The sequence below is a fragment of the Streptomyces sichuanensis genome (assembly GCF_020328095.1).
Lineage (GTDB): Bacteria > Actinomycetota > Actinomycetes > Streptomycetales > Streptomycetaceae > Streptomyces > Streptomyces cinnamoneus.
In genome coordinates this window covers 1-4,381 of record NZ_JAIXMK010000232.1, presented here as the reverse complement: position 1 = coordinate 4,381, position 4,381 = coordinate 1, and the positions used below count along the sequence as shown (strand labels likewise).

Annotated in this window: 1 protein-coding gene; it reads right to left on the bottom strand. The window is 74.0% G+C overall.

Annotated features, from left to right (window positions below; translation table 11 throughout):
* Positions 1-4,381, bottom strand: a 4,381-nt coding sequence (locus LE181_RS31510) for a type I polyketide synthase (RefSeq protein ID WP_225664997.1), incomplete at both ends; no start/stop codon positions are given.

Genomic DNA, 4,381 nt, shown 5'->3' with positions numbered 1-4,381 from the left:
CCTGACCCGAGAACAGGAAACCGACCTTGCCCCCGGCGGCCGCGCCCTGGACGACGTGCCCGGCGGACTGGCCGTGCAGAAGGGCGCGCAGCCCGTCGAGGAGTTCCTCGCGTCCCTCGCCCACGACGACCGCCCGGTGCTCGAACGCCGCGCGCCCGGTCGCCAGGGAGAATGCGACATCGCCCGACGGAAGTGCCGCGTAGTCGAGCGTCAGCAGGCGCTCGGCCTGTGCCCTCAACGCCGCTTCCGACTTGCCCGACAGCACCCACGGGACCACCACAGCGCCCGGCTCGGGGGCCGAGGACGGCTCGGTCGCGGCAGGTGCCTGCTCGACGATGACGTGCGCATTGGTGCCGCTGACGCCGAAGGACGACACCGCCGCCCGGCGGACCCCGCCGGTCTCGGGCCATTCCCTCGCCTCGGTCAGCAGCTGCACCGCACCCGCCGACCAGTCCACGTGCGGCGTCGGCTCGTCCACGTGCAGCGTCTGCGGCAGCACGCCGTGGCGCATCGCCATGACCATCTTGATGATGCCGCCGACGCCCGCGGCGGCCTGCGAGTGGCCGATGTTCGACTTCAGCGAGCCCAGCCACAGCGGCCGTTCGCGGTCCCGGTCCCGGCCGTACGTGGCGATGAGCGCCTGGGCCTCGATCGGATCGCCCAGCGTGGTGCCCGTGCCGTGCGCCTCCACCGCGTCGACCTGGTCCGAGGACACGCCCGCGTTGGCCAGTGCCTGCCGGATAACCCGCTGCTGTGCGGGGCCGTTCGGGGCGGTCAGACCGTTCGACGCACCGTCCTGGTTGATCGCCGTGCCCCGGATGACCGCCAGCACCTGGTGACCGTTGCGCCGGGCGTCGGACAGGCGCTCGACGAGCAGCATGCCCGCGCCCTCGGCCCAGCCCGTGCCGTCGGCCCCGGCCGCGAACGCCTTGCAGCGGCCGTCCGCCGACAGTCCGCGCTGGCGGCTGAACTCCACGAACACCGCCGGACTGGCCATGACCGTGACGCCGCCGACCAAGGCCATCGAGCACTCGTCGCTCCGCAGCGCCTGGGCGGCGAGGTGCAGCGCCACCAGCGACGACGAGCACGCCGTGTCAACGGTGACCGCCGGGCCCTCAAGGCCGAAGGTGTAGGAGACGCGGCCGGAGGCGACGCTGCCCGCACTGCCGTTGACGAGGTAGCCCTCAAGCCCGGCCGGGGAGGTGTGCACCCGCCCGCCGTAGTCGTGGTACATCACGCCGGCGAACACACCGGTCCTGCTGCCGCGCACCGAGGCCGGGTCGATGCCCGCGCGCTCGAACGCCTCCCACGAGGTCTCCAGCAGCAGCCGCTGCTGCGGGTCCATCGCCAGCGCCTCGCGCGGCGAGATCCCGAAGAACTCGGCGTCGAAGTCGGCCGCCTCGTGCAGGAAGCCGCCCTCACGGGTGTAGCTGGTGCCCCAGTGGTCGGGGTCGGGGTCGTAGAGGTTCTCCACGTCCCAGCCCCGGTCCTCGGGGAACCCGGAGACCGCGTCCCGACCGGACGCGACCAGGCGCCACAGGTCCTCCGGCGACTGCACGCCGCCGGGGTAACGGCAGGCCATGCCCACGATGGCGATCGGCTCATCGGCCGCAGCGTTTGCGGTGGAGGCGGTCGCCGGCACCGCAGCCGCCTCGTCGGTGCCCACGGCCTCGGTGGTGAGGAAGCGGGCGAGGACGAGCGGATTCGGGTAGTCGAAGATCAACGTGGCGGGGAGGCGCAGGCCGGCGGCCGCGTTCAGGCGGTTGCGCAGCTCGACGGCGGTCAGCGAATCGAACCCGATGTCCTTGAACGAGTCGTCGGCGCCGACCGATTGGGCGTCGGTGTGCCCGAGCACGGCGGCGACCTCGGTGCGTACCAGGTCCAGGACCACCTGCTCGCGCTCGGCCTCCGGCAGTCCGGCGAGCCGCTGCCCGAGCGAGGACGATGCCGCCCGCGCTGTCGCTGCTGCGGTGCGCCGGGCCGGCGCGACCCGGATCAGGCCGCGCAGGACCGGCGGAACGGGCTGCCCCTGCCCGTCCCGGAACGCCGAGGTGTCGAGCCGGACGGGGACCACGGCCGCCCGCCCGGTGGTGAGGGCGGCGTCGAACATCCGCAGGCCCTCCGCCGGCGGGATCGCGGCCAGGCCCATGCGCTTGATGCGCGTGAGATCGGTGTGGTCGAGGCTGCTGGTCATCGCGCTGTCGCTGTCCTGCGCCCACAGGCCCCAGGCCAGCGAAGTGGCCGGCAGGCCCCGGGTGCGGCGGTGCTCGGCGAGAGCGTCGAGGAAGGTGTTGGCAGCGGCGTAATTGCCCTGTCCCGGCGTGCCGAGGGTGCCCGCCACCGACGAGAAGAGCACGAACGCGGACAGGTCGGGGGCCAGTTCCGCGGCGAGTTCGTGCAGATTCAGCGCCGCGTCGACCTTGGGGCGGAAGACGCCGTCCAGCCGCTCGGGAGTCAGCGAACCGATGACGCCGTCGTCCAGTACGCCGGCGGTGTGGACGATCGCCGACACCTGTCGGCCCGCGAGGAGTCCACGGACGGCGTCCCGGTCGGCCACGTCGCAGGCGGCCCAGGTGACGTCGGCGCCCTGCGCGGTCAGTTCGGCGGCGAGCCCGGTCGCGCCGGGTGCGTCCCCGCCGCGGCGGCTGACCAGCAGCAGGCTGCGCACACCGTGCTCGGAGACCAGGTGCCGGGCGAACAGTCCGCCCAGTCCGCCCGACGCACCGGTCAGCAGCACGGTGCCGGAGCCGAGGCCGGGAAGGTTCGTCGCGGAGTCCGAGGCAGTGTCCGGCGCAGCGTCCGATGTGGCGGCGATGCGGGCCAGTCGCGGCACGTGCACCTCACCCGCGCGGATGCGGGCCTGCGGCTCGCCGGAGGCGATCACCCCGGGCAGCAGCCGCCCGAGGTCGGCATCGGCATCGGCGTCGGCATTGGCCTCAGTGTCGGCGTCAGCGTCCACATCGATCAGCACGATACGGCCGGGGTTCTCGCTCTGTGCCGAGCGCACCAGCCCGCGGACCGCCGCCTGGGCCAAGTCGTCCGTGCCGGTCACCAGCACCAGACGGGCCGGCCGGTCCTCCGCCAGCCACCACTGCACCAGCGCCAGGACCGCGTCGGTGACCTCGCGGATCCGGGTGGCGGTGTCCGCGGCGGCACCCGCCGGGCACGGAATGACCACGGCGTCGGCGTCCGGCACCGAGTCCAGCGCCTGCAGGGCAGCCAGGTCCTCGTACGTCACGACCGTCATGGCGTCCGTCACGGACGGCAGGCCGACCGGAGTCCACTCCAGGCCGTAGAGCGAGTCGCCGTCACCCGAGCCGCCGCGCAGCTGATCGGCGGGGACCGGGCGCAGGGTCAGCGAGTCGATCCGTGCGACCGGCTCGCCGGTGCCGTCGGCCAGGACCAGCGACACGGTGGAGGTGCCGGCAGGCGAGACCTTCACGCGCAGGGCGGCCGCCCCGGTGGCGGCCAGGCGCACGCCGCTCCAGGCGAACGGCAGCAGCCCGTGGCCCGTTCCGGCCTCGGGTGCGACCGCACCCAGCCACACGGTGTGCAGGGCCGCGTCGAACAGCGCCGGGTGCAGCCCGTACGCGCCCGCGCCCGTCTGCTCCGGTCCGGACAGTTCCACCTCGGCGAAGAAGTCGTCGCCGCTCCGCCAGGCGGCACGCAGCCCCTGGAAGGCGGGACCGTAGTCGAAGGCCATGTCCGCGAGCCGGCCGTAGAACCCGTCGACGTCCACCGGTTCCGCCCCTGCGGGCGGCCACGCGGCGAGCGAGCCGTCCACGGGTCCCGTGGCGCCGGCCAGCGAGCCGGAGGCATGCCGGATCCAAGGCCGGCCGGACTCGTACTCGTCCCCGTCGTCGATCCGCGAGTGCACGGTCACCGGCCTGCGGCCCGAGCCGTCGTCGGCGCCGACACGCACCTGCAGGGCGACGCCGCCGCGCTCGGGCACGAACAGCGGGCTCTCCAGCGTCAGTTCGTCGAGCAGATCGCAGCCCACGGCGTCGGCCGCCGTGACCGCCAGTTCGACGAACGCGGTTCCCGGCAGGAGGACGACCCCGTCCACGGCGTGGTCGGCAAGCCACGGGTGCGTGTGCAGGGAGAGCCGGCCGGTGAACAGCTGCCCGTCGCCGTCTGCCAGCGGAACGGCGGCACCGAGCAGGGGGTGGCCGGCCTGGCCCTGACCCACCGCACGCATGTCACCGACCGAGGCGGGTGCGTCGAGCCAGTAGCGCTCGCGCTGGAAGGCGTAGGTGGGCAGGCCGACGCGGCGGGCGCCGGGGAAGAACGCGTGCCAGTCCACTCCGGCACCGCTGACGTGCAGCTGGGCGTAGGCGGTGACGATCGCCAGCGGCTCGGGACGGTCGGCACGCAGGACGGG